Origin of the sequence: Micromonospora sp. LOL_013 (assembly GCF_048060315.1) — a bacterium.
Lineage (GTDB): Bacteria > Actinomycetota > Actinomycetes > Mycobacteriales > Micromonosporaceae > Micromonospora_E.
Genome location: NZ_JBHMIQ010000090.1, coordinates 1 through 1,442, shown reverse-complemented (window position 1 = coordinate 1,442; position 1,442 = coordinate 1). Strand labels below are relative to the sequence as shown.

At 68.9% G+C, this 1,442-nt stretch carries 1 protein-coding gene; it reads right to left on the bottom strand.

Annotation, left to right across the window (positions count from 1 at the left end):
• On the bottom strand, positions 1–1,322 hold a 1,322-nt coding region (locus ACFHWS_RS28435), incomplete at its 3' end, for an IS1380 family transposase (RefSeq protein ID WP_416569572.1).
• Positions 1,323–1,442 lie beyond the last annotated feature (120 nt).

Here is a 1,442-nt window from a genome sequence, read left to right as displayed (position 1 = left end):
GGTAGGTGCAGGTGGATGGTGCGGGCCCGGTGCGCGAGGCGGGCGGCGACGGTGATGATGCGGGTGCGGATGGTCGAGGTTCGGGCGGTGGTCCAGGTGCCGGCGGCGAGGTGCCCGGCGGCGCGGGTGAGGTTGTGGGCGATGGCGGTGCAGGTCAGCCAGGCGTCGTTTGCTGAGAATCGGCCGGATGGTAGGTGCGCGAGGGGTCCGGCGATCAGATCCGCGTTGATCTGCTCGATGACCGCGTGCTGGCGGTGCTGGGCTTCGGCCTGCACGAGGGTGTACGGGCTGTCGGTGAGTACCGCGTGGTACCGGTAGGCGGGCAGGAGCTCTTCCTGGCCGGGAGCCTGGGTGGGGTCGTCGCGGCGGACGCGGCGCACGATCAGCCGGGCGGTCACCTGCTGCCGGGTGCCGGCGAACGCGGTGTATTCGGTTTCGGCGATCTGCGCGTCGGAGATCCACCGCTGTTCTTCCTCGTCCCAGACGGCCTGCGGATAGCGGATGTCGATCCACTGGTCGTCGCCGATGCTGTCGCATGCGGTGCGGACCTTGGCGTCGATCCGGGCGGTGACGGAGAACCGCACCTTGTGGCGTCGGCAGGTGGCGATGACCGCCTTGGAGTAGAAGGCGGAGTCGGCCCGGACCACGATCTCGCCGGTCGCGCCGCAGGATCGGGCGGTGGTGATCGTTTCGGCGATCATGCTCGCGGCGCCGCGGCTGGAGCCGGCGTTCCCGGCGCGTAGCCGGGTGGCCGCGACGACGGGCGCGGACAGTGGTGTCGCCACCGTCGCGACCAGGGGGTTGTAGCCGCGTAGCCGCACGTTGTAGCCGCCGATCTTGGTGTGGCCGAACCCGATGCCTTGTTTCTGTTTGCCGTAGACCCGGCGCAGCATCGAGTCGATGTCCACGAAGGTCAGCACGTCCGCGTCGGCCAGGATCGGCACCCGTGCGGCGAGACCGATCAGGGTGTCACGGGCGGCGGCGTGCAACTGCCGGACATGGCCGTGGGTGAACGTGCGTAGGAACGAGCCGAGTGTCGACGGCGCGTACACGCCGCCGAACAGTGAGCGCATGCCGCCGTGTCGGGCGATGTCGAGGTCGTCGATGCTGTCTGCGCCCGCGAGCATCCCGGCCACGATCGTGGCGACCTTCCCGGCCGGGTTGGCACCTTTGTCGGTCGGCAGGCTGACCCGGTCTGCGACCGCGTCGTGCAGGCCGGCCTGCTCGGCGAGGCGCATCACCGGGACAAGGCCGGCGCACGACACCAGATTCGGATCGTCGAACGTCGCGCGCACCACCGGCGCGTCATAGCGTAATCTCACCTGCGAGGTGCCCTCTCGAACCGAACGATAGAAGCGTCAGAACTCCTATCCTTCCAGTTCAGAGGGCACTTTCTACATCCGGGGTCCTGCCGGTCCAACCTTCATCGGTGGATCGAGGCT